Here is a 1,805-nt window from a genome sequence, read left to right as displayed (position 1 = left end):
TCCTACTGGACCGATTCGGCGCCCGCCTTCGTGCCGCGCTCGTGCGAGCTGCCGGCGCAGGTCGACGTCGCCATCGTCGGCGGCGGCTTCACCGGCCTGTCGGCGGCGCTGGCGCTGGCGAAGCGCGGCGCCAAGGTGGCGGTGCTGGAGGCCGGCTGCGCGCCGGGCTGGCCCAGATCTTCCCGCAGTTCGGCGCCGCGCGGCTGGGCTACTGCTGGGGCGGCCTGGTCGACATGACGCAGGACCGCCTGCCCCCACGCCGGCGAGCGCGACGGCCTCTACTACGCCATGGGCTACAGCGGGCATGGCACGCAGATGTCGGTTCACATGGGCGAGCGCATGGCGGCCGTGATGGACGGCGACGTGCTCGCCAGCCCCTGGGAGGGCCGCGACTGGCCCGCGATCACCGGCCACCTCGGCCCGCCGTGGTTTTGCCGGCAATCGGCCTCTACTACACGCTCAAGGACCGGCTGGCCTGAGCGATTTTTCATCGACCCACCAAGAGGAGACAACCCATGAGCAGCACCAGCAACAAGAGCTTTGAGAAGCACCAGCGGCGCGGCAATGCCGATTCCGCGGTGTTTCCCGAATGGGCGGCGCCGGTTCCATCTGTGGCGAACGGCGCAAAGCGCCTTGGAGCACCGAGATGAACCATGTGATCCTGAAGCTTCTCGCCCAGCGCATCGCGCTGGCGCTGCTGTCGCTGCTGGCGGTGTCGGTGATCGTCTTCTCGATCACCGCGGTGCTGCCCGGCGATGCCGCGCAGGAGCAGTTGGGTCAGGACGCCACGCCCGAGGCGGTCGCTGCGCTGCGTGCACAGATGGGCCTGGACGTGCCGGCGCCCGAACGCTACGCGAAGTGGCTGCTCGGCATGGTGACGGGCGACCCCGGCCGCTCGGCCACCACGCAGATGCCGGTGGCCGAGCTGGTCGCCAGCCGGCTGCCCAACTCGCTGCTGCTGGCCGCCGTCACGGCCCTCTTCTCGGTGCCGATCGCGCTGGCGCTCGGCATCGCCTCGGCGGTCTGGCGCGGCTCCTGGTTCGACCGTGCCGCCTCGACGACGGCGGTGGGCGTGGTGTCGGTGCCGGAGTTCCTGGTCGCGACGCTGGCGGTGCTGGTGTTCGCGGTCCAGCTGCGCTGGCTGCCGGCGCTGTCCTTCGTCAACGACATCGAGTCGGTCGGGCAGCTGCTGCGCGCCTTCGCGATGCCGGTGCTGGTGCTGTGCTGCGTGATCGTCGCGCAGATGATGCGCATGACGCGCGCCGCGGTGATCGACCAGCTCGAGGCGCCCTACGTCGAGATGGTGCGGCTCAAGGGCGCCTCGCCGATGCGCATGGTGCTGGCGCATGCGCTGCCCAACGCGGTAGGGCCGATCGCCAACGCCGTGGCGCTGAGCCTGTCGTACCTGCTCGGCGGCGTGATCATCGTCGAGACCATCTTCAACTACCCGGGCATCGCCAAGCTGATGGTCGACGGCGTGTCGCAGCGCGACATGCCGCTGGTGCAGACCTGCGCCATGATCTTCTGCTGCGCCTACCTGATCCTGGTGACGACGGCCGACATCTGCGGCATCCTCGCCAACCCGCGGCTGCGGCACCGTTGAGGAGAAGCACCATGGAAACATCCACCTCTCCGACGGTCGTGAGCGCCACGGCGTCCCTGGCGCCACCACCGCAAGAGCGCCGGGGCGGCCCGCTGCGCCGGCTCGGCGGCTTCGGCCCCTCCGGACTGCTCGGCCTCGCGGTGCTGCTGTTCTGGCTGCTCGCGGCGCTGCTCGGGCCCTGGCTGCTGTCGCACAGCACGGC

2 protein-coding genes and 3 pseudogenes are annotated in these 1,805 nt (G+C 70.5%); all 5 read left to right on the top strand.

From position 1 onward, the window contains the following. Positions 1 to 30 precede the first annotated feature (30 nt). Positions 31 to 135: pseudogene (locus tag AC3A6B_RS29800) on the top strand (FAD-dependent oxidoreductase); the annotation flags it as partial. Then, a pseudogene (locus tag AC3A6B_RS29795) lies at positions 90 to 479 on the top strand (FAD-dependent oxidoreductase); the annotation flags it as partial. The pseudogenes AC3A6B_RS29800 and AC3A6B_RS29795, both read left to right, overlap by 46 nt. A gap of 36 nt (positions 480 to 515) precedes the next feature. Further along, positions 516 to 650, top strand: coding sequence for a hypothetical protein (locus AC3A6B_RS29790; RefSeq protein ID WP_487840235.1), 135 nt, complete (start codon positions 516 to 518; stop codon positions 648 to 650). After that, positions 647 to 1,603 carry an ABC transporter permease gene (locus AC3A6B_RS29785; RefSeq protein ID WP_487840234.1) on the top strand — a complete coding sequence of 319 codons (957 nt, stop codon included), beginning with the start codon at positions 647 to 649 and terminating at the stop codon, positions 1,601 to 1,603. Before AC3A6B_RS29790 ends, AC3A6B_RS29785 begins: the two co-directional genes overlap by 4 nt. 11 nt (positions 1,604 to 1,614) lie before the next feature. Beyond that, positions 1,615 to 1,805: pseudogene (locus AC3A6B_RS29780) on the top strand (ABC transporter permease); the annotation flags it as partial.

It is taken from the genome of Variovorax sp. Soil_C_33, from assembly GCF_057656935.1.
The sequence above is the reverse complement of the archived record's forward strand: the minus strand, read 5'-3'. Positions and strand labels throughout refer to the sequence as shown.